Raw genomic sequence first — 24,462 nt, forward strand, 5'->3', positions numbered from 1 at the left:
ACCCACACGTGGCCGAATGCACCAGCCTGAAACGCATCGTGTGCAGCGGCGAAGCCTTGCCGGTGGATGCGCAGCAGCAGGTGTTCGCCAAACTGCCGAACGCCGGCCTGTACAATCTCTACGGTCCGACCGAGGCGGCCATCGACGTGACCCATTGGACCTGTGTCGAGGAGGGGCGCGACAGCGTGCCGATCGGTCAACCGATTGCCAACCTCGGCACCTGCATCCTCGATGATGAACTGTCACCGGTGCCAGTAGGGGTGATCGGCGAGCTGTACCTGGCGGGCGAGGGCCTGGCCCGTGGTTACCATCGACGTCCGGCGCTGACGGCCGAGCGGTTCGTGACCGGCCCCTTCGGCAATGGTCAGCGCCTGTATCGCACCGGCGACCTGGCGCGCTACCGCGCCGATGGCGTGATCGAATACGCCGGGCGGATGGATCATCAGGTGAAGATCCGTGGCCTGCGCATCGAGTTGGGTGAAATTGAAGCGCGCCTGGCCGAGCACGACGACGTGCGCGAAGCCGTTGTCATCGCTCAGGACGGGAGCTTGCTGGTGGCCTACGTGGTGCCGGCGCGCGCCGAGTTGCTGGCCGCCGAAGACATCGTTCGCCAGACACTGCAAGGTCATCTCAAGGAGCATTTGAGCCAGGCCTTGCCCGACTACATGGTGCCGCAGCACTGGTTGTGGCTGGAAAAAATGCCCGTCAGCCCCAACGGCAAACTGGAGCGCAAGGCGCTGCCCAAGGCCGATATCACCGCCAACCCCAAGGCTTACATCGCACCGGTCACCGCCATCGAACAGGCGTTGGCCGGTATCTGGCAAAGCGTGCTCGGGCGCGGGCAAGTGGGGCTCAGCGACAACTTCTTCGAGCTGGGTGGCGATTCGATTGTCTCCATCCAGATGGTCAGCCGGGCCCGTCAGTCAGGCATCCATTTCAGCCCCAAGGATCTGTTCATACATCAGACCATCCAGGGTCTGGCCAGCGTGGCGACCTTGGGTGACAGCGGGCTGGCTATCGATCAGGGGCCGGTGACGGGAGAGACGCTGCTGCTGCCGTTCCAGCAATGGTTTTTCGATCAGCCTATGGCCGAGCCTCATCACTGGAACCAGTCGGTGCTGCTCAAGGGGTTGCGGCCTTTACACGCCGGGCATCTGGAGCAGGCGTTGCAGGCATTGGTTGCCCATCACGATGCCTTGCGCCTGGCCTTCAGGCGTGAGGACGACGCCTGGACCGCTCGCCATCAAACACTCGCCGAACAGCAGGCGACCTGGCGTCGCTCACCGCTGTTGTGGACGGCTGAGGTGGCAGATGCCCCGGCGCTGGAACGCTTGGCCGAACAAGCCCAGCGCAGCCTGGACCTGGAAAGCGGCGCGTTGTTGCGCGGTGTCCTGGCGAACCTGGCCGATGGCAGCCAACGGCTGTTGCTGGTGATCCATCACCTGGTGGTGGACGGGGTGTCCTGGCGCATTCTGCTGGAAGACCTGCAACAGGCTTATGAACAATTGCAGGCCGGCCAGGCGCCGAAACTGCCGGCCAAAACCACTGCCACACAGGCCTGGGCGCAACGCTTGAAAACCCATGCGGGCAGTGCAGCGTTCCAAACCCAGATGGCGTACTGGCAAGGGCAACTTGAGGGTGCTAACGGCGATTTGCCCTGTGACCGGCCGCAGGGCGAACTGCGCAGGTGCCATGGGGCGCAGGTCCAGACGCGGCTGGATAAAAACCAGACCCGCCAACTCTTGCAGCAAGCGCCAGCGGCCTATCGCACCCAGGTCAACGATCTGCTCCTGACGGCCCTGGCCCAGGTGATCGGTCGCTGGACCGGGGAGGCCTCGACCTTGATTCAGTTGGAGGGCCATGGCCGCGAGGTTCTGTTCGACGACCTGGATTTGAGCCGCAGCGTCGGCTGGTTCACCAGTCTGTTTCCGGTCCGGTTGACACCGGCCGCGACCACCGAGGATTCGATCAAGGCCATCAAGGAACAATTGCGCGCGATACCCGACAAGGGCCTCGGATTCGCCGTGCTGCGCTACCTGGGTGATGAGTCGACGCGGCGTGCCCTGCAGGCGTTGCCGGTGCCACGCATCACCTTCAACTATCTGGGCCAGTTCGACAGCGGATTTGCTGATGACGCCGCTGGGCTGTTTGTTCCGGCTGGCGAACCGGCGGGCGCGCCACAGAGCCCGCTGGCGCCGCTGGACAATTGGCTGACGCTCAATGGCAGCGTCTACGCGGGCGAATTGAGCATCGACTGGACATTCAGCACGCAGATGTTCGATGAGTCGACGATCCAGGCGCTGGCCCTGGATTACGCTCAGGAGCTGCAGGCGTTGATCGAGCACTGCTGCCAGACCCGGCATCAGGGCTTCACACCGTCGGACTTCCCGCTGGCCGGGTTGACCCAGGCCCAGCTGGACACGTTGCCGCTGGCTGCGCGGCAGATCGAAGACATCTATCCGTTGTCGCCCATGCAGCAAGGCATGCTGTTCCATACGCTGTATGAGCAGCAGGCCGGCAATTACATCAATCAACTGCGTGTTGATGTCGCAGGCTTGGACGTCGAGCGCTTCCGCCAGGCCTGGCAGGCGGCCATGGACACCCATGAAGTGCTGCGCAGCAGTTTCGTCTGGGACGGTGATTTCAAGCGGGCGCTGCAGGTTGTACACAAGCAGATGGAGGTTGCATTCCTGTTCCACGATGGAGGCGCCGCAGCGAATCCATCCCAGAACCTGGACGCCCTGGCGTTGGCGCAGCGCCAGCAGGGTTTCGAGCTGGATGCGGCGCCGCTGTTGCGCTTGCTGGTGGTGCGCGTGGCAGAGGACCGCTATCACCTGATCTACACCAGCCATCACATCCTGATGGACGGCTGGAGCAACTCGCAGTTGCTGGGGGAAGTGTTGCAGCGCTACAGCGGCCAGGCACCGGCCCGACCGTCTGGACGTTATCGGGACTACATCGACTGGTTGTCGTTTCAGGACCCACAGGCCAGCGAGCAATTCTGGACGGCACAACTGGCCGAACTGGACGAGCCGACCCACCTTGCGGGGGCCTTTGCCCGGGACCATCGCGGCGAGGCAAGCGACGGCCACGGCGAATATGAGCAGGTGCTCGATACCCATGCCACGGCCCGGCTGCATGCCTTTGCCCGCGAGCAGAAAGTGACGGTCAACACACTGGTGCAAGCGGCCTGGCAGCTATTGCTGCAACGTTGCACCGGGCAGTCAGTGGTTGCCTTTGGCGCCACCGTGGCCGGACGTCCCGCGCATATTCCCGGCGTGGAGCAACAGATCGGTCTGTTCATCAACACCTTGCCGCTGGTTGGCAGCCCGCGGGCGGAGCAGAGCATCGGCCAGTGGTTGCAAGAGGTCCAGGGGCGGAACCTGAGCCTGCGCGAGCACGAACACACGCCGCTGTTCGACATCCAGCGCTGGGCCGGGCAGGGCGGTGCGGCGCTGTTCGACACGTTGCTGGTGTTCGAGAACTATCCGGTGTCCCAGGCGTTGCAGCAGGGCGCCCCGGACACGTTGCGCTTCGGTGAAGTCGCCAATCATGAACAAACCAACTATCCACTGACCCTGGCGGTGAACCTGGGTGACACGCTGTCGTTGCTCTTGAGCTACAACCACGCCAGCTTCGCGCCAGACGACATTGTCGGTATCGGCCAGTCCCTGCGTTATCTGCTGGAGCAGATGGTGCTCGGCGGCGAGCGCTCGGTGGGGCAACTGTCGTTGCTCGATGCAGGACAGCAACGGGTTCAGCAGGCTTGGAACGCCACCGCGACGCCGTACCCGCACGATTGCAGCGTGCAGCGACTGATTGAAGCGCAGGTGGTCAAGACGCCTGATGCGTGTGCCCTGGTATTTGCCGGGCACCGGCTGAGCTATGCGGCCCTCAATGCCCAGGCCAACCAACTGGCCCATGTACTGATGGAGCAAGGCATCGGGCCGGATGTGTTGGTGGGTATCGCCGTGGAGCGTTCGGTGGAAATGGTGGTCGGCCTGCTGGCGATCCTCAAGGCCGGTGGCGCCTACGTACCGCTGGACCCTGAGTATCCACAGGATCGCCTGGCCTATATGTTCGAAGACAGCGGCATTGGCTTGTTGCTGACCCAGCGCCACTTGCTTGAACAATTACCGCTGCCGGCGGGCCTGCGCAGCCTGGTGCTGGATCAGCCGGGAGACTGGCTGGCTGGCCGCAGCGAGGCCAATCCGGTGGTCGAACTCAGCGGCGAAAACCTGGCCTATGTGATCTACACCTCCGGTTCCACCGGCAAACCCAAGGGTGCGGGCAACCGGCATTCGGCCCTGGTCAATCGGTTGTGCTGGATGCAGGACGCCTATCAGCTGGACGCGAGCGACCGTGTGCTGCAAAAAACACCGTTCAGTTTCGACGTATCGGTCTGGGAGTTTTTCTGGCCATTGCTGACCGGTTCGACCCTGGTCATGGCGCCACCGGGTGCCCACCGTGATCCGGAGCAACTGATCGAGCTGATCACCACGCAGCAGATCACCACCTTGCACTTCGTGCCTTCGATGTTGCAGGTGTTCATGCAAGATCCCGCAGTCGGCAGTTGCCGGAGCCTGACGCGGATTATTTGCAGTGGTGAAGCCTTGCCGGTGGACGCCCAATTGCAGGTGTTCGCCAAGTTGCCGGCGGCCGGTCTGTATAACCTGTACGGTCCCACCGAAGCGGCCATCGACGTGACCCATTGGACGTGCGTGGACGAGGGCCGCGATGCGGTGCCGATCGGTCAGCCGATTGCCAACCTGAGTACGTTTATCCTCGACCACAACCTTTCGCCGTTGCCGGTGGGGGTGACGGGCGAGTTGTACTTGGGCGGTGAAGGCCTGGCTCGCGGTTACCATGCTCGCCCGTCGTTGACGGCTGAGCGCTTCGTCACCAGCCCGTTCGGAGACGGCTCGCGCCTGTACCGGACCGGCGATTTGGCGCGCTACCGTGCCGACGGCGTCATCGAGTACGCCGGGCGCATGGACCATCAGGTGAAAATCCGTGGCCTGCGCATCGAGTTGGGGGAGATCGAGGCGCGGCTGGCCGAGCATGCGCAGGTCCGCGAAACCGTAGTGATCGCCCAGGACGGTGCGGTGCTGGTGGGCTATGTGGTGCCACAGCGTCAGGCGTTGTTGAGTGCCGAAGACGACATCCGCCACGAATTCGAGCAGGCATTGAAGGCCCACTTGAGCCAGCATTTGCCGGACTACATGGTCCCGCAGCACTGGGTATTGCTTGAGCGCATGCCGGTGAGCCCTAACGGCAAACTGGAACGCAAGGTGCTGCCTCGGTTCGACGCCAGCCAGTCGCAGCAAGGCTTCGTGGCGCCGGAAGGGGCGCTGGAGCAACAGATTGCCGGTGTTTGGCAAGAGGTGCTGGAGCTGGAACAGGTCGGTCGCAACGACCACTTCTTCGAGCGCGGTGGTCACTCATTGCTGGCGACCCAGGCCGTTTCACGCTTGCGTAAGCTGACCGGCTATCCGCTGAGCCTGCGTGACCTGTTCGATCATCCGCAGCTCAAGGCGCTGGCGGCGCTGATGGCCGGCACCGTCGATGGACCGGTCCGGGCGGGCGATTCCCGTGGGGTGCGGCTCCAGGCCCATGGGCCACGCCGTTCCGCGCCGCTGTCGTTGGTGCAGCGACGTTTGTGGGTCGCCGAACAATTGTCCGGCGGCACTTCGGCGTATGGCATGCCCATGGCGCTGCGCCTGTGCGGCGAGTTGTCGGTGGAGCGTCTGATGAGCAGCTTTGCCGACGTGGTACGCCGTCATGACGTATTGCGCACTGCGTATCGCCAAAACGAAGAAGGGGATCCGGTGGCGCTGATTGCCGATGAGGTCCGACTGGACTTTCCGGTGATCGACCTGTCTGGCCTGTCGCCCAGTGCCCGGCAGGAACAGGTGGCCCAGGCGACGCTGGAAAATGCCCGCACCCCGATCGATCTGGAGCAGGCACCGCTGCTGCGCGGACGGATCCTGCACCTGGGGCCGACCGAACATGTGTTGCTGTACGCCATGCATCACATCATCTCCGATGGCTGGTCGATGGGGCTGCTGATCAACGAACTGGTGCAGGTCTACGAGGCATCCCTCAAGGGTGAACCGATGCCGCTGGCGCCCCTGGAGATTCAGTACCATGACTTCGCCTTGTGGCAGCAGGCGCTGGAAGAGCAGGGCGTACTGGCGCGTCAGGCTGACTACTGGAAACACCGGCTCAGCGGCTACGAGGGGCGCCTGAACCTGCCGCTGGCCCGCCCTCGGGGCCAGACCGCCTCCTATGACGGCGATGCGCTGCAGTTCCAGCTTCCCACCGGGCTGACCGGAGCCTTGCGCCGGTTGTCCAGCGAAGCCGGGGTCACGCTGTACAGCACGCTGCTGGCGTCCTTCCAGGTGTTATTGCATCGGCTCTGCGCTGCGCAAGATCTGGTGGTTGGCGCCGACGTGGCGGGTCGTGAACAGCCGGAGCTGGAGCGGCTGATCGGTTTCTTCGTCAACGTGCTGCCCCTGCGTTCGCGCTTGGACGCCGATGCCACGTTCGCAAGCTTTTTGGCGCAAACCCAGGACAACCTGCTTGGCGCCCTGGAGCATCAGGACTTGCCGTTCGACCAGATTGTCGAAGCCTCAGGCGTGCCACGACACAAGGGCATGAATCCCTTGCTCCAGGTGTTGTTCGTGATGAACAACGTGCCGGTGCGCACCCGCTCCATAAAGGGGTTGAGCGTGGAATTGCTGCCGGCGTTGGAGACCCATTCTAAATTCGACATGGCGTTGTTCGTTGACGAAGAAGAAGGGCAATTGCGCGGCACTTGGCAATTCGCCACAACCTTGTTCGGACATGAGCACATTCAGCACCTGATTCAGGCCTGGACCGCCCTGTTGGAACAGATCGTCGCTGATCAGGACATTCAATTGGGAGCTATCAGCATGCCAGTCGACAACTTGGCGGCCGCCGCCAAGCCTGCCACCGTCCCGGGGCCCAAGGCCGATAAGCTGGGCAAGTTTCTCAAACGCTCGGTGACACCGCTCGCCAAGCCTCGACCGGCGCGGGTGCGTGAATCACTGGTGGCAGCACCGCAGCGATTCCCGTTGATGCTGGAGCCGGGTGAACCCCAGCTGGATGTCATCGAGTGGATTCATCAGAACCGGCCGCTGATCGAGCAAAAGCTGGCCGAACATGCGGGCATTCTGTTCCGCGGTTTTGAACTGGATGGCATCCAGGGCTTTGAAGCGTTCGCCGAAGCGATCCAGCCCGGCCTTTATGGTCAGTACGGCGATTTGCCGAAGAAGGAAGGGGGCAAGAACACCTACCGTTCCACGCCGTACCCGGAGCGCAAGATGATTCTGTTCCACAACGAAAGCTCCCATCAGGACCGCTGGCCGCGCAAGCAAATGTTCTATTGCGAGCAAGCCGCGCCTGTGGGCGGTGCGACTCCAGTGGTGGATTGCCGGTTGATGTACGAAAAACTGCCGTCGGACCTTCGCGAGAAGTTCGAAGACAAAGGGCTGCTGTATGTGCGCACCTTCACCGACAAACTCGACGTGTCGTGGCAGCACTTTTTCAAGACCGAGGACCGCCGCGAAGTTGAGGCCCGGTGTCGGGCGGGCGGTATCCAGTGGCGCTGGCTCGACAACGACGAGTTGCAGACCCGCACACCGGGGCCGGCGATCATCACGCACCCGATCACCGGGGAGAAGTCGTTCTTCAATCAGGTGCAATTGCATCACATCTATTGGCTGGAGCCGGATGTGCGGGAGGACCTGCTGTCGATGTTCGGTCTGGAGCGCATGCCTCGGCATGTGTATTACGGCGATGGCACACCGATTGAGGATGAGGTGATGGCGCGCATCGGTGATTTGTATGAAGCCTGTGCGGTGCGTTTCGACTGGCGCAAGGGCGACGTGATCCTGCTGGACAACATGTTGGTGGCCCACGCCCGCGACCCGTTCGAGGGCCCCCGCAAGATCGTGGTTGCCATGGGCGATATGTATGAGCGCAGCGCGCTGGAGGGCCAGGCCGATGCCGGGACGGCCATCCAGGGCATCCGCAACCTGGAGGAAACCGGAGCATGAACGAGGTATTGATGGACCAGCAGGACCCCGGCTTTGCCTTGACCCCCGAGCAACAAGCGATGCTCGAGCAACTGTCGAGCACGGCGACCTGTGGCGAAGCATTGCGTTGGCTGAGCGTGGTCATCGACGGCGATCTCGATCCGCAGCGATTGCAGATCGCGTTCGATACGCTCCTGGCACAGCAGCCAATGCTGCTGGCGCGGCTGGACAAAGTGGCCGGTTTCCACGGTTTGCGTCAGGTCGCCAGCGGCGCCGCTCGTTTCCCGCTGACGATACAGGCAGGCGAGCAACGGACCGAGGATGTCCAGGCGCAGATCAAGGATTCGCTGGGCTGTGCTTTTGTGGTGGGCGAATCGCCAAACGTCCAGGCCGTGCTTTATCGTCTGGCGCCGCAGCAATGGCAACTGGTGCTGGGTATCGCTCGCTACAGTGCCGATGCGCAATCGCTGAATCTGCTGCTGGAGCAAATCCAGCAAGCGTACGCCGCAGTTCAGGCGTCGGAAGACGAAGCACCGGGCGAGTTTGCCCAGTACCTGGAATGGCGCAGTGAGGTGGTGCTTGATGAAGATGCCGCCACCGGACGAACCTATTGGCAGCATTACCTGCAAGGCGTGCAGACGGACATCGCCACACCGTGGTTGGCTGCGCGCAGCGCCGGCAGTGAGACGGGGGCCGCTGATACCAGTGTGTCGCTGACCCTGGAACCGGCCCAGCGCGATGCGTTGCAACGGTTGGCCGAGCAGCTCGGTCAGCCGCTTGCCACGGTGTTGCAAGGCGCGTGGTGGGTGTTGCTGGGACGTTTGAGCGGCCTTGATCAGGCGCTGGTGGGCGTGCGTCATGACAGCCGTGGCGACTATGAATACTTCGCCAATGCTGTGGGCGTGTTCGAGCAAACCCTGCCGCTTAGCGTTTCATTGCCCGCGACGGTGTCGTTCAGCGAGTGGCTGGACGAGCTGGCGGCGCGCCTGGAAGCCCATCGCACCTGGCAGGAATACTGGGCGCCGGAACTGTCGCCTGAGGCGGCGCGCCCGGCCTACGGCTTTACGCTGGCGCAGGCGAACCGGGCCGGCAACAGTGGCGGCCTTAACTGGGCTGTTGCAGAGTCCGTGCGGGTGCCGGCAGATCCATTCGAGTTGCTGTTGCAGGTGCAATTGAACGCTGCCCAGCAGCTTGCCGCGGTCAATCTGCATTACGCCAGCTCGCGTTACTCGCCGGCCTCGGCCAGCGCCGTGTTGGAACAGTACGGCGTGCTGTTGGCGTCGATCCTTGCCGCTCCACACACCGCATTGGCGCGGCTCGATCTGTTGAGTCGCACCGCAGAGCAGCGCTTGCTGGCAATCAACCCCGCCATGCACGCGTTAGCTGATGGCCGTTATCTGCCGCAGCGCATCGCCGATCTGGCGTTGCATACACCGAACGCCATTGCCCTGACCGACGCCCGTCAGCAAATGAGCTACGGCCAGTTGCAAGCCCGGGTCGACAGCATGGCGCAGGGCCTCAAGCAGCAAGGCGTGGGCGCCGGTTCGATGGTCGCGCTGGCGTTGCCGCGCTCGGTGGATCTGGTGATTGCAATGCTGGCGAGCTGGCGCCTTGGTGCGGCGTATCTGCCCCTTGATGTGCAGTGGCCCCAGGCGCGTCAGGCGTTGATGCTGGAACAGGCCGGCGCGGCGTTGTTGTTGACCGATGCGGCGCATCTGCCGGCCTGGCAGGATCAGCCGTATAAGGCGCTGACCGCGGCTGAGCTGAGCCATCCGGCTACGCCACTGCCGGCGCTCGCCACCCAGGGCAACGATATCGCCTATGTGTTGTTTACCTCCGGCTCCACCGGTGTGCCCAAAGGCGTGGTGATCGAGCATCGGCAACTGCTCAACTACACCGCCCAGGCCAGTCAGGCGCTGGGGCTTGCCCAGTGCAAGAACGTCGGTTTCAGTTCCAGCGTGGCGGCGGACCTGGGTAATACGGCGTTGTTTGGCGCGTTGTTCAACGGCGCGACCCTGCATGTGGCCAGCGATGAGCAGATGCAGGACGGCGTGTTGTTTGCCCAGTACCTGCAACAGCAGCAGATCGACTGCCTGAAAATCGTGCCCTCGCACCTCGCGGCGCTGCTCGACAGTGAGCGGGCGCTGCTGCCGGGCACCCTGGTGCTTGGCGGTGAGCCGATTGCGCCGACGTTGGTCGAGCGCATCGCCCGGTTGCGCAGCGATTGCCGGGTGTTCAACCACTACGGGCCGACCGAAGCCACGGTGGGGGTAATGATTCATCCGCTGTCACTGAACGGCGCGGCCGGCGACTGTTCGGCGCTGACCCAGGTGCTGGGCAACAATCAGGTTTACGTGCTGGACGCCGATCTGCGTTTGGCGCCGGTGGGCGTGCTGGGTGAGGTGTACCTGGGCGGAGCGCAGTTGTGCCGGGGCTATCTGAATGCCGAGGCCGATGCGCAGGCGTTCATCCAGAGTCCCTTTGATCCGGCGCAGCGGTTATATCGCACCGGTGACCTGGCGCGTTATCGGCCGGACGGGGCGATCCAGCTATATGGTCGGCGCGATCAGCAGGTCAAGGTGCGTGGGTTCCGTATTGAACTGGCGGAGATCGAGGCCGTGCTTGTGCGCATGCCACAGGTGGCCGAAGCATTGGTGTTGCCGGCAGCGTCGGCCGAGCAGGGGCTGTTGGCTTTTGTCGTGGCGCAGCAGGGACTGTCGACGGGCTTGCTCGACGCCGCGCGCGCTGAGCTGAGCGCCCGCTTGCCCAGCGTGATGGTGCCGCAGCACGTGCATCTGATCGAACGATTCCCGCGACTGGCCAACGGCAAGATCGATCGCCACGCACTGCAGCAGTTGGCGGTGGCTACAGCGGACGATGAAGACGCCGCGCCACGCGATGCGCTGGAGCAATTGCTCGCCGCGCGCATGGCGCAGTTGCTTGGGCTTGAGCGATTGGGCATCGATCGCGACTTCTTCGCCGCCGGAGGTCATTCGTTGCTGGTGATCAAACTGGTGGCCGGTATTCGCAAGTTGTTGCAGTGCGAAATTCATCCGGGACTGGTCTTCGATCATCCGACCGTGGCGTCGTTGGCCCTGGCCTTGCGGGTGCTGGAGAGCAGTCCGGGGCAATTGGAAAAAATGGCCCAGGTGCGCCTGCGCATGGAGGCGATGAGTCCCGAGGAAAAGGCCCTCCTGACCGAACAGGCTCGGCAGCTGCAAGCCGCCAAGGCGGCCCAAGGCAGCTGACACTCGCATGAAACAAAAGGCCGACGCCCCTCTGCGCCGGCTTTTTTTTAACTTTTTTCGCGAATGATAAATAAACTCATTCCGGTTTTTGGCAGGTGCTGCGTCTTACTTAGGTATGTGGACAAATCGGGTCGGGCAGGACGCTCAGGCACCGGATGTGTTCAGCAAAAATTTCGCCGTCGTCCAGCCGGATGACCGTGCCCGGGGAGGGGCCGGTCGGCCCCGCACTGACACATTGCCCTTGGGGCAATCGACCGTGCGGGTTCTCTCGTGCTGGCGAGCGGCGGGCCCTTCGGCCCCATGGACTTTTACTTCTACCAATAATAGAGAGCACGATGTCATCCATTCATGAGTTGAAACCTCTGTTCAAGGCACTCGTCATGTCCCGCGGCCTGCGTTCGCGTCGGGTGTTGACCGGTCTGGGGCTGGTCTGCCTGCTGCCACTCAGCGCTCAGGTGATGGCTGAAGACGTCAGCATCGACATCCCTGCGCAATCGCTGCCCCAGGCACTGCAAGCGTTCGGTCAGCAGACCAACCAGCAAGTGATCTACAACGCCGGCGATATGGCCGGGCTGAAAAGCAACCGCGTCAGCGGCAAGATGAGCCCGCAGGCGGCCCTCACCGAATTGCTCAAGGGCACGGGGGTGCGGTACAGCGTTGAGGGCAATACCCTGATGCTGCTGCGCGGTTCTGCCCAAGCCCTTGAGCTGGGCGCGACCACTATCAGCGGCCAGCAATTGGGTGTGACCACCGAGGGCAGTAACTCTTACACCACGGGGGCGGTGACCATCGGAAAAGGGGAACAGAAGCTCAAGGATATCCCTCAGTCGGTCAGCGTATTGACTCGCAAGCGCATGGATGACCAGAACATCACCAACCTGACCCAGGCGATTGAAAACACCCCAGGAATGAGCTCGATCAAATCACCCGGTCCCGGCATGTTCATCTATGCCCGTGGTTTCGACATCGAAGCGCTGCAGTACGACGGTGTACCGGTCCCGCGTAACGTGTACTCGCTGGGCAGCTACATTACCGAAAACATGGCTATTTACGACCGCATGGAATTCTTGCGTGGCGCTGCCGGCCTGTTGCAGGGTGCCAACAGCCCTGGTGGCGCGATCAATATGGTGCGCAAACGCCCGCAAGCCGCGCCAACGGTTACGTTGAGCGCCAAGGCCGGTAGTTGGGATCGCTATGCAAGTCAAGCTGATGTCGGCGGCCCGCTGAACTCCGAAGGCACCATTCGCGGTCGGGCCGTGGTCAATTATGAAAAAGGCAATTCCTTCACCGACTACGTGTCGAACTGGGAGCAGACAGTCTATGGCGCTGTGGATTTCGACCTGAGCCCGGATACGGTGCTTGGCATCGGTGCCAGCAACAAAAAAGGCCACTCCACCCCTTATCTGATCGGTCTGCCGCGTTATAGCGATGGCACTGCCTTGAACTTGGGGCGCTCCTCGTTTGCCGGCGCCAGTTGGAACCGTGCGGTGAATGATCAGACCTCGGTGTTCCTGGATCTGGAGCACCGCTTCAATGATCACTGGAAGGCCAAAGCCGCTGCGATGGCGATGAACGAGTCCAATGAAGCGACGTATCAGTTCATCACCGGGACGATAGCGGCTGATGGTAGCGGTGCGCGTTATGCGGATTATTCCACCGACTTCTCCACCAAGACCCTTGGGTTCGATGCCTATGTCAATGGTGACTTCGAAGCACTGTCGTTCAAACAGAACGTGATGCTGGGTACCAACTACTCCAAGCTCAAAACCAACGATGCTTTCGCCCGGGCTTTTACTCCCGGCGTGGACATCGACAACATCGATCATCATCGACCGTTTCCAACCTTTGACAGCATCGCCGACAGTGCGAACTTGACCGAAAGCACCTATGACGTGCGGCAGAAGGGCATTTACGGCACCTGGCGCGTCAACGTGACTGAGCCGCTGACACTGATTGTCGGTGCGCGAGCCAGTTGGTATGACTTTTCCTATGATGCGCAGACCTACTTCGCCCGTGTTGCGAACGGTACCTCAAGCAGCACGGCCAAGCACAGCGGCAAAGTCACACCCTACTACGGACTGGTCTACGCCCTGAACGAGCAATGGTCGGCCTACGCCAGCTACTCTGATGTGTTCATTCCCCAAACCGTGCGGGATACAAATCAATCGATCCTCAAGCCGGTCGAGGGCACCAACTACGAGCTGGGCCTCAAGGGCGAGCTGATGGATGGCCAGCTCAATACCTCGTTTGCGATCTTCCGTTACGATCACGAGAACCGCGCAGTCAGCGACATCAGCGGTGGTTTCGCTTGTGATGGCTGGTACTGTTCGGTGGCCTCGGGCAAGGTCAGAAGCCAGGGCTTTGAAGCTGAAGTCAGTGGCGAAGTGGCGCCAGGCTTGCAGGTTTCGAGCAGCTACACCTACAACACCACCAAGTTTCTGGAAGACGTGGATAACAAAGGCAAGGTGTTCAGTACTTGGACACCCAAGCACATGGTACGCATCTGGGCCGACTATCGGTTGCCGGGTGATTGGCACAAGGTCAGCGTCGGTGCTGGGGTCAACACCCAGAGCAGCACGGTCAGCTACGATCGCCAATTCGATCAGCCCGGCTTCTCCATTTGGAGCTCGCGAGTGGGGTATGACCTGAACGATGAAGTGAATCTGGCGGTGAACTTCAACAACATATTCGACAAGAAGTACTTTATTCCGTCCTACAGTCAGCTCAGCGCGAACAATTACTACGGTGATCCACGCAACATGATGTTCAGCGTGACGTACAAACCGCAGTTCTGATCCTCGCGAGAGTGAAATAGACCTGCCTTGTGGGTGGTGCTGTTCACTTAAGGAAACGGCGCTTTTCGAGACGGGGAAGCGCCGTTTTTTTTGCCGAGGTGCCCACTGCGCAATGCCTGCGTTCGGCCAGCGTGGTTAACGGGGCGCCGAGATCAACGTCCGACGCGAGGCGGCCTTATAGCCGACCTGTTCTTACGGGGGAACTCAATCCAATTGTGGGAGCGAGCTTGCTCGCGAAAGCGGCGGGTCAGCTTGCGAGGATGTTGGATGTGCCGACGTCATCGCGAGCAGGCTCGCTCCCACATGAGTTTGCTGGTGTCCTCAGCATCTGCAAACGACACAAAAACCTGTGGGAGCGAGCCTGCTCGCGATAGCGGTGGTTCAGGCACACCGAGCCTAAGCCAGGTGCCGAGTGGTGGGGCAGAAGCGCTTTGGCTACTTTCGCCTGGGCCGGCTTGCGGATTTTCGAAAGTGACCCGCCGTAACGGCGGAACCCTAAGTGGCGGTTACCGCAGCAACGGATATACACACCGACCCCAAGCGCTATTCCCCTTCTATCGCACTGGCCAAAAAAACCTCGACCAACGAATCAAGCAACCCATCATCAAAAATCATACTGCGGTGACGCAACGGCGAATGCATCGAACATTGCAGCTCCCCGGTCAGGCTGCAGCTCTTGATCAAGGCTTCGCAGAATGCCAATTCTTCCGGGGTTTTTTCTACCTGTGTCCACCAGCAGCTAGGCCGAACCCGTACCGGTTTGAAGGTGAACCCGTCGAAGGCTTCCAGCAAACGATCATGCACCGAGAACGCCTGGGCGTTCATGACTTCATCCTTGACGCTCTGCACGATCGCCAGCAAGTCGCCTCGTCCCGGCTCGATCTGGCTGGCGGCCCAGTCATGGAAGGCCTTGACCGTGCTCTCGGGGTGTTCCCGCCGATAAGTCGCCGTGCGTTCCGTGAGGGTCGGGAACAGCAGGTCGAAGTATTCGATGGCCTCCAGCAGATCCTGAGAGGCCGGGTCGGCTTGTTCAGCGCCTGGCAAATGCCGATGACGCGGCAACGCTGCCGGATACAGATGCTCGGGAACCGTGCTATCCACCAAACCGAGAAAACTCACGGTGTGGCCCAGGCTTTCCAGCGTCGCGGCGATGTCCAGCGCAATGGCGCCGCCCAACGACCAGCCCATCAGGTAATAGGGACCTTGCGGCTGGGCTTTGACGATTTCCTGGCTGTAATCGGCGATCATCTCGCCCCAGGCTTCAGGCCCGGCATGCGGTTCACTGAAGCCGCGGTGCATGACGCCAACGGTGCGCGCCCGCTGTTGGAGTTTGCGCGCCAGTGGCTGGTAACAGAACACGATGCCACCGCTGGGGTGCAGGCAAAATAGCTGCGGTGCGCTGGCCGGTGCGTTGTTCAGTTCGACCAGGCATTGGGTCTGTTCCCGATGTTTTTGCGAAATGAACAAGGCCAGCTCGGCGACGCTCGGGTTGGCCAGCAACTCTTGCAGCCGCACGCTGATATTCAGGCGTGCCTTGAGGTTGGCAATCAGTTCGATCGCCAGGATCGAATGCCCGCCCAGTTCAAAGAAGCTGTCGTTGACACCCACGCGCGCAACCTTGAGGGACTGTTGCCAGAGCTGTGCCAGGGCTTCTTCCAGCTGAGTGCGAGGCGCCAGGTAATGGGAATGCCAAAGACCGGCGTCGGGTTCCGGCAAGGCCTTGCGGTCGAGCTTGCCATTGGCATTGAGCGGGAAATGATCGATGAACAGCAGGTGGCTGGGCACCATGTAGTCCGGCAACTGCGCTTTGAGTGCGCTCAACAAGCCTTCGCGTAACTCGGCCGTGGCCGGTTGTGCGGCAATCACGTAGGCGACCAGCTGCAGGCCGCCCGGGCCTTCATGGGTCAACACGACACCGTCTCGCACCGCCGGCAGCGTTTGCAGGCGCGCCTGGATTTCCCCCAGCTCGATGCGGAACCCGCGAATCTTGACCTGATGATCCAGGCGTCCGATGTACTCGATGCTGCCGTCGGTGCGGTAGCGGGCCAGATCCCCGGTGCGATAGAGGCGGCCACCCGGCAGCGGGTCGAACGGGTCGGGGATGAAGCGGGTGGCGGTCAGGTCGGCACGTCGGTGATAGCCGCGGGCCAGGCCGGCCCGGCCAACGTATAGCTCACCGATGCAACCCTTGGGCACCGGGTTCAGATGAGCGTCGAGCAGATACCAGGACAGGTCCCCGATGGGTTCGCCGATGGGGCTTGCGGCCTCGCTGTGCAAGTCACTCATCGACAACGGCCGCCAGGTGACATGCACAGTCGTTTCCGTGATGCCATACATATTGATCAGTTGCGGCGTCTGGTCGCCGAAACGTTCGAACCAGGGGCGAAGACTCTGTACATCGATCGCTTCGCCGCCAAAAATCACCTGTCGTAACCGGTGGGCAAGAGGTTGCCCAGGCTCGCAGGCGACCTGCAGCAACGCCTTGAACGCCGAAGGCGTCTGGTTGAGCACCGTGACGTTTTCCTGGCAAAGCAAGGCATGGAAATCCTCCGGCGAACGGCTCACGGCGTGGGGCACGATGACCAATCGGCCGCCGTGCAGCAGGGCGCCGAAGATCTCCCACACGGAAAAGTCGAAGGCATAGGAATGGAACAGACACCAGACATCCTGATGATCGAAGCTGAACCAGTGGTCCGTGGCCTGGAACAATCGGCTGACGTTGTGGTGCGCCAGCAGTGCGCCTTTGGGTTGGCCGGTCGAGCCTGAGGTGTAAATCACGTAGGCCAGGTTATCTGGGTCCATCGGCACATTCGGATTGTGCTCGGGATAGGGGCTATTGGCATCGACCGAATCCAGCAACAGGCAGTTGATGTCAGCGGGCAGCGCCAGCGATTCCCGCAGATGAGCCTGGGTCAGGATCTGCGTGACGCCGCTGTCCGCGATCATGTAAGCCAGGCGGTCGGCCGGGTAGGCGGGGTCCAGCGGCACGTAGGCGCCACCGGCCTTGAGGATCGCCAGCAGGCCGATGATCATCTGTGGCGTACGCTCGACGGCGATGCCGACCAGCACATCGGGACCGACGCCTTGCTCGATCAGCCGATGGGCCAGTTGGTTGGCCTGTCGGTTGAGTTCGGCATAGCTCATGTGCTGCCCTTCAAAGGTCAGGGCGATGGCGTCGCCTGTGCTGGCGGCGTGGGTTTCGATCAACCGGTGCAGACACTGTTCGCTGCGCAGTTGGGTCGGCTGACGGTTCCAGTCGCCCAAGGTTTTTCGGTGTTCATCGGCGCTCAACAGTTGCAGTTCGCCAAGCGCGCATCCAGGCGTCTCGACCAGGCCCCGCAGCAGGTTCTGCCAGTGGCCGGCCATGCGCTCGATGGTCTCTGCGCGGTACAGATCACGGCTGTATTCAAACGTTGCCAGCACCTGTTGCTGGGAATAATCGACATCCAGCGACAGGTCGAACTTGGCCTGGTTGTAACCGGTACTGAGAAACTCCAGCGTCAGTTGACCCAGGTTTGGCGCCGACGGTGAGGGCGACCCGGTGCGCCAGTTGAACAAGACCTTGAACAGCGCACTGGCGCCCTGTGCGCCGGGACGTTGCAACTGATCCAGGATCAGCTCCAGCGGGTAGTCGGCATGTTCCAGCGCGGCGAGCGACTGCGCGCGCAGGTCCCGGAGGAAATCCAGCGCGCTGCGGGTCGAGTCGATCCGCGCCCGATACACCTGGCTGCTGACGAAAAATCCCACCAGCTCCTGGCTCTCGTGGCTGTTGCGGTTGGCGTTCGGGACGCCGACGGTGAAGTCGTTCTGGTTGCTGTACCGAGCCAATAACAATTGCCAGGCCGCCAGGGCCACGACAAAAGGCGTAAGCCCCTCCCGCTGACAGAACGTATCCGAGGCCTGGACCATTGTCGGGTCTAGTGACACCTGCACGCGTCCGGCCATGTGTTGCTGATTGGCGGTGCGCGCAAACTCCTGAGGCAGTTCCAACGCCGGCAGCTCATGGCCCAGGTAGTCGCTCCAATAGGCGCCACTGCGGTGGCAGGCCGGGCTCTGCACATAGTCGCCGCGTTGCCAGCTCGCGTAGTCGGCGTATTGCAGGGGCAACGACGGCAGTGGCGACGAATCGCCGAGCAAGGCCCGGGCATAGGCCTGGGTCATGTCCTGCATGAGGATCGTGTTGGACCAGGCATCGGAAACGATGTGATGCATGTTGAGCAACAACACATGCTCGTCACTGCCCAGCCTGAGCAACGTTGCCCGCATCAGCGGCGCCTGGGTCAGATCGAACGGTTGTCGGGCGTGCTGTTCGATGCGCTGTGAAAGCGTCAGCTCCCGTGTTGGCTGATCGAGCGTGGCGAGGTTCTCCTGGTGCAGGGTCAGGCAAACGTTGCGCTCGATCACCTGGGTGGCGGCGCCGTCGATTTCGGTGAAGGCGGTGCGCAGGATGTCGTGTCGGTCGATGACGCGATTGAGTGCCTGTTCCAGGGCGTCGGCATTCAGTTCACCCGTCAGGCGCAGGGCGCGCGGCAGGTTGTAGGCCGAACGGCTCGGGTCGCGCTGTTGCTCCAGCCACAAGCGCTGCTGGGCGAAGGACAAGGGCGCGCGGTCCGGCCGGCTGCGGCTGGAGCGGGCTTGCACGGCGTCAGCGTCCTCCTCCAGCAGCAGGGTCAGCAGGTCATCATCTAGCAATGGGTTCATGGTGTTCTCGCGGTTCAGGCAAAGGCTGCGGGGGCTTTTTCACTGATGACCTGACCGGCCTGCATCCGGACCAGTTGATCGGCGATGTCGAAATAGCGGTCGTCGTGGGAAATGACGATGATGGTTTTGCCCAACGCCTTCAGCTCCGGCAGCAGTTCGGTATAGAAAACCCGTCGGAACACCGGGTCCTGGTCGGCGGCCCATTCGTCGAACACCAACACTGGGCGCTCCTCAAGCCAGGCGTTGAGCAACGCCAGGCGTTTGCGCTGGCCGGTGGAAAGATCGGTGGTGCTGAAGGCGCCGTCCTGAATGCGAACCTTATGAGCGATTTCCAGGCGCTCCAGGTAGCGGTTGGCGTCGTCAGGCACCTGCTGGTCACCCTGAACCAGGTCATCGAACAGGTAATAGTCGGCAAAAATCGTGGTGAACAACTGGCGATAATCGTCCCGTTGCGCGGCCCCTACCGGCGCGCCGTCGAGGAGGATTTCGCCGCCCTGGGGGAAATAGAGGCCCAGCAGCAGTTTGATCAGCGTGGTCTTGCCGCCCCCGTTTTCACCGACGATGAACACAATGTCGCCCTGGGCGATGGAGAGGTTGACCGGTCCCAGGGCGAAGGGTTGGCTGCCTTCGACCGCCGGGAAGGCGTAGTGCACATCACGCAGTTCAAGCTGCTGGAGCGCTGGCCTGGAAAGGCTCTTGTCGTCCAGCAGCAGGTGCGGCTCCGGTGAGGAAAACTGCTCGTCAAGCTCGGCAATGCGCTTGAAGGCAATGTTTGCCCGGCTGATGACCGGCAAGGTCATCACCAGGTATTCCAGCGGGCCCTTCATGTACAGCAGCACCAGCACGAAACCGCTAAGCACGGCCTTGTCGGTGCCCAGCCACAGCGATTGCAGGGCCAGCACCAGGCCAATGACCACAAAAAACAGCATCGAGCCGAAGGTCTTGGCCACCACGAAGGTGTTGACCGCGCGAATATTGGTGTCGCAAATATTATCGGCGGTGGCTTCGATGCGCTGGCTGAACATGCGCTGGCGGCGTGGGCGATGAATGCGCAGTTCCTTGGCGCCAGCGGCGATCGCGCTGTAGTGTTTTTGCAGCGCGTCTTCGGCCTCGCGGGCGGCTTCGAACCCCCTGATGCCACGGGCTCGGGCCAGGTATTGCACGACCGTGCCGATCACCAGCGCCACCAGCAGCAACAAGAACATCGGCAGTGACAGGTAGGCCAGATAACCCAGGCAACCGAGGGTCACGGTGAAGGCGATGGCCAGCGGTGCGAACGAAAACGCGAAATTACTGACGGTGTTGACGTCGTGGGTCAGTACCGGGATGAGCCGGTGGCTGCGATAACGTTCGATCTGTTCGATGGGCGCCAGCAGCACCTTCTTGCCCAGGGACTTACGCAACCCGGCGATGATGTTCTGACCGACGTGGTTGCTACCGATGTCCGAAAGAATCGAGGTCAGCAGCGCCACCGCGCAGAGCACCACGAACGTTACCAGCGTCTGGGCTGTGGGTTTGGCCGCGGCGTTCAGGGCGTCGTTGATGGTCGCCAGCAGGGCGGTGATGCTCAGGCCGCCAAGCATGCCCAAGAGGATGGAGCCTACGACAATCAGCCGGAAGGGTTTGAGCAGGATGAACAGTTCATTGATCACCCCGCGTGTTGGTTGGCTCATGGAGGTTTCCCTGCTTGATGAAAAGGGCGAAGGCCATCGCGGGTGGTCGCCGGGAGGGCTTTAGGGCGCAGGCACGCCTGTCTGTAAGACGGTTGATGTGGGAGGGGATTTAACGGCGAATGGCCTGAGGAACACCGTTTGTGGCGAGGGGATTTATCCCCTCGCCACAAGGTATTTGGGTGGGCCTGCCGATTTACATATCCCGCGCCACCCGAAAACCAATCCAGTCACCGCGATTGCCCGGCACCAGCGCGTTGCGGTTGCCGGAGCGGGAGAACACCGGTGCCTCGCCCCAATCGTTGCCGCGGATACGCTTGAACTCGCATTTGCCGGTCAACCAGGCGCTGCCATCGCTCGGGGCGCCGATGTAGTTTTCGTTATAGCAATCGGCCGTCCACTCGTAGACGTTGCCGTGCATGTCGTACACGCCGAAGGCGTTGGGCGCGAAGCTGCCGGCCGGGGCGGTGAAGTTGTAGCCGTCGGCCGCGCCATAGGTGTTGGCGTGTTGGGCGATGCTGTATTCCTTGCCCTCGTCGAAGGGGAAGGGGAACGGCCCGCTGGTGCCGCCGCGTGCGGCGTACTCGCGCAGGGACTCGCTGACCAGGCGGTATGGCTTGCCGGTTTTTTTCGACAACCAGGCCACGTAAGCGTTGGCCTCTTCGAAACTCATGCACACCGCCGGGTGCCGGTCGGTGTATTGCTTGCGCGGATCACTGCCCTGATAGTCCGGGATGCCGGCCTTGCACGCGCGGCCGGGACGTTTATCGCCGTCGGGCATCGAGTACCCGGTGTCGCGCAGGTAGGCGAACCATTCGCCCTTCAAGACCTGGAAGCGGCTGATCGCCAGCGGTTTGGCGAAGGTCACCGGGTGCATCGGGCCTTCGTCGGGCTCGCGGCCCACTTCATCTTCCGGGGTGCCCATCTGAAAGGTGCCGGTGGGCAGCACGACCATTTCCGGGCAGTCCTTGCAGTCGCGAAAGACCTGGCCCGGTTGTGACGCCTGGGCGCCGGAGGGCAGCAGGGCGGCGAGGGCCAGTGCCGGGAATAGCTTCAACGAAAAACTGTTCATCCATCTCTCTCGATAAAGTCAGGTTCAGAGTGTCTTGCCCAGCAAGCCCATGAAGCGATCGATCTCGGCTTCGGTGTTGAGCAGGCCCGGCGCGGTTCGAATGACAGGCCCGGCGTCGCGATGCACGGCGTCGGCGATCACCCGGTTCTGCATCAGGTAGGCGGCGATCTCGTCGCTCTTGCGGCCCTTGACCCGGAAGAAGGTGAAACCGGCCGACACGTCCGGGCTTATGGGCGTGACCAGCTCGATTTGCGGCAACGCCAGCAGCTGTTTTTTCAAGTAGGTGTTGAGCGTGTGAATGCGCGCCTGCACCTCGGCCTTACCCAGTTGCAAGTGCAGCTTGAACGCCTCGTCCGCCGCCCAGCGATGCTCGAAGGCGTGGTAGCCGCCGGGCGTCATGGTGGTGGAAAACGCCGTGGCTTCGGAGAAGGTCGGGATGATCGGCGTGACGTACTTGAGCTCTTCGCTGCGGCTGCACACCAGGCCGGTGCCGCGGGGGCCGAACATCCATTTGTGGGTGCCGGCGATGAAGAAGTCGCAATTCATCGCTGGGAAGCTCAGGTCTTCAACACCGAAGCCGTGCACGCCGTCCACCACGTAGATGATGCGTTGCGCATCGCTGCGGCCCTGGTTGTGCTTGTCCACCAGCGCGCCGATCTTGTCGATCGGCAGCTTCACGCCGCTGCCCGAATGCACCCAGGTCATGCCCAGTACGCGGGTTTCAGGACGGATGTTGCGGTCGATGGCGTGCAGGATGTCATCGTGGCTGGCGTTGTGGGCGTTCTCGAACAGTTTGATCTTGCGCACCCGGGTGCCGTCGCGTTGGTTGCGTAAATCAAGGATGGTATGGGTGGCGTAATGTTCGTGGGCGGTGCTGAGGATTTCCTGGTCGGCTGCCACATGGACGCCGCCGTAGATGATCGACAAACCTTCGGTGGTGCTGCCGGTGAGGGCGATCTGCTTCGGGGTCGCTTGCAGGTAGCGGCCGGCCCAGGTGCGGACGTTTTCCTCGCGCTCCTCGGTGACGCCCAGGTCCCAGTCCATCAACAGTCCCGGGTTTTTATCCAGCGCGGCGCGATGCCGGTCGATGGCCTCACGTACCGGGCGCGGGTGGGTGGTGACCAGGAAATTGGAGAAGTGCAGATAGTCCGGGTCCTGGTTGAACAGCGAGCGGAACTGCGCCCATTTGTCCCGGGGCAATGGCGGCAGGGGATCGGCAATGGCCGGGGCAGGAAGACTGGCGGCCAGCGGCAGGCCGGCTGCCAGGATCCCGGCGTGCTTGAGAAAGGTCCGGCGCTCATTCATGGCTGGACCGCCTTCTGGGTCGAGGCCACGGCAGGCCGGGCGGCTTGCTGGACCTGATCCCAGACCCGCAGAAAGTTGCCGCCCCACAGTTTGGCGATGTCCGCTTCGGAGTAGCCGCGGGTCAGCAGTTCGGCGGTGACGTTGCGGATCTCGCCCACGTCTCCCCAGCCTTTGACGCCGCCGCCTTCGTTGAAGTCCGAACTGATGCCGACATGGTCGATGCCGATCTTGCGCACGGTGTAATCGATGGCGTCGCCCAGGTCCTTGAGGCTGGCCTTGGGTTCCTCCTCCAGAATGCCGTAGAGCTGGCCGGCGTATTCGCCGAATTTCTGTTCCGGCCACGCGGCGATGATCGGATCGCCCGGCATCAGCGCCATGGCCAGGTTGGGCAGCGGTGGCAGGTCGAAACGCTTGCGCAGGTCGTTGAGTTTGTCCTGGGTCTTTTGCGTCAGCGGGCGCAGGTATTGGGAGAAACCGACGACCTGTACCACGCCACCGCTGGCCTTGATCAGTTGCATTTCCTTGTCGCTGAGGTTGCGCGGGATATCCACCATGGCCCGGGGTGCGGAATGGGAGGCCACCAAGGGTGTGCGGCTCAGTTGCGCAACTTGCTCCAGGGCCTGGGTCGACATTTGCGAGACGTCGATGATTACGCCCAGGTCGTTCAGGCGCGTCACCGCTTGCTTGCCAATCTCCGACAGGCCGCCGAGGGCGTCAGGTGAGTCGTTGAAGAACGGCAGAGGGCGCGAGGAGTCGGCCCAGTCGTTGTTGCCGATGTAGCTGAAGCCGAACATGCGCATGCCCCGCGCCGTCCACAGGTCCAGCAGGCTCAGGTCATGGCCAAGGGGATAGGCGTTGAGCATGCTGATGAAAATCGCGAACTTGCCTTCGCCATGCAGGCGCCGGAAGTCATCCGGGGTGTAGGCGATGGCGACCTGGTTGGGAAAGTCGCGGACCATGCCGGTGATGATCTTGAAGCGCACTTCCTGCTGATTGCGCGCTTCCTCGACGAAGCCGGCGGTGGGCTTGTGCGGCGCGTTGGGGCCGTTCCACAGCTCCGGCCAGCCGAAGATCGTCAGGGCCGCGCCGGACAGGTGCCCGCGGTTGGCTTTGACCAGGTCGAACTGGCCTTTACCGTCCTTGTCTGCTTCGTGACCGGCGGTGCCGAAATTCAATGGCACGGAGATGTGGCTGTCGAAGGACAGCAGGCGCTCGTGCAGTTCCCTGGCCTCTTTCATCACCTTGACCGGGTAGCCAGGGTTGCCCCGCCACCAGTGGTCCCAGGCCGCGAGGCCGCCGCCGACCGCCAGTGCAAGGGCCAGGGGCACGCCGATGAAGAGAGCTTTTTTCGAACGTGGTGTTGTCATTGCCGATCTCAGTCAGGTTCGCTGCGGGGGGCTTTGCTATCTGGGGAGAACGAGTGATCGGCGGGGAAATTTAGGTGCGGCCAATGGCCCTATCGCGAGCAGGCTCGCTCCCACATTGGAACGCGCTCACCTGTGGGAGCGAGCTTGCTCGCGATAGCGGTCTGACGGTCGACCGATCTCTCGCGGATCTACCAGATCCATTGTGGGAGCGAGCCTGCTCGCGATGAGACCCTCACAGCCCCTA

Annotated in this window: 8 protein-coding genes (1 of these 8 running past the window's edge); 3 read left to right on the forward strand and 5 right to left on the reverse strand. The window is 62.2% G+C overall.

Annotated features, from left to right (window positions below; translation table 11 throughout):
* The 3 genes from MKS85_RS20845 to MKS85_RS20855 form a co-directional block, all read left to right on the forward strand.
* A protein-coding gene (locus tag MKS85_RS20845) for a non-ribosomal peptide synthase/polyketide synthase (RefSeq protein WP_310663120.1) crosses the window boundary here: on the forward strand, window positions 1–8,081 show its 3' portion. Its footprint begins 5,449 nt before the window's first position; 8,081 of the gene's 13,530 nt are visible here — the last part of the coding sequence; the start codon falls outside the window, past its left edge; the stop codon is at window positions 8,079–8,081.
* A complete protein-coding gene (locus MKS85_RS20850) occupies window positions 8,078–11,308 on the forward strand; it encodes a non-ribosomal peptide synthetase (protein ID WP_188251386.1) in 3,231 nt (1,076 codons plus the stop codon). The genes MKS85_RS20845 and MKS85_RS20850 overlap by 4 nt, the downstream gene beginning before the upstream one ends.
* 335 nt (window positions 11,309–11,643) lie before the next feature.
* Entirely contained in the window at window positions 11,644–14,103 is a 2,460-nt protein-coding gene (locus MKS85_RS20855) for a TonB-dependent receptor (RefSeq protein WP_188251385.1), read from the forward strand.
* Between the two features lie 543 nt (window positions 14,104–14,646).
* Here MKS85_RS20855 and MKS85_RS20860 read toward each other — a convergent pair.
* From MKS85_RS20860 to pvdM, 5 genes are all read right to left on the reverse strand, one after another.
* A complete protein-coding gene (locus MKS85_RS20860; protein ID WP_188251384.1) occupies window positions 14,647–18,804 on the reverse strand; it encodes a non-ribosomal peptide synthetase in 4,158 nt (1,385 codons plus the stop codon).
* Window positions 18,805–18,818: 14 nt separating this feature from the next.
* Entirely contained in the window at window positions 18,819–20,477 is a 1,659-nt protein-coding gene (locus tag MKS85_RS20865; RefSeq protein WP_107322207.1) for a cyclic peptide export ABC transporter, read from the reverse strand.
* Between the two features lie 193 nt (window positions 20,478–20,670).
* Window positions 20,671–21,546 carry a formylglycine-generating enzyme family protein gene (locus MKS85_RS20870; protein ID WP_188251383.1) on the reverse strand — a complete coding sequence of 292 codons (876 nt, stop codon included), beginning with the start codon at window positions 21,544–21,546 and terminating at the stop codon, window positions 20,671–20,673.
* Between the two features lie 24 nt (window positions 21,547–21,570).
* On the reverse strand, window positions 21,571–22,851 hold the full coding sequence (locus MKS85_RS20875; RefSeq protein ID WP_188251382.1) for an aminotransferase class V-fold PLP-dependent enzyme: 1,281 nt from the start codon (window positions 22,849–22,851) through the stop codon (window positions 21,571–21,573).
* On the reverse strand, window positions 22,848–24,218 hold the full coding sequence (gene pvdM, locus MKS85_RS20880; protein WP_188251381.1) for a pyoverdine-tailoring dipeptidase-like protein PvdM: 1,371 nt from the start codon (window positions 24,216–24,218) through the stop codon (window positions 22,848–22,850). The genes MKS85_RS20875 and pvdM overlap by 4 nt, the downstream gene beginning before the upstream one ends.
* Window positions 24,219–24,462: the final 244 nt, after the last annotated feature.

This window comes from Pseudomonas sp. JL2 (genome assembly GCF_031570495.1).
GTDB lineage: Bacteria > Pseudomonadota > Gammaproteobacteria > Pseudomonadales > Pseudomonadaceae > Aquipseudomonas > Aquipseudomonas rhizophila.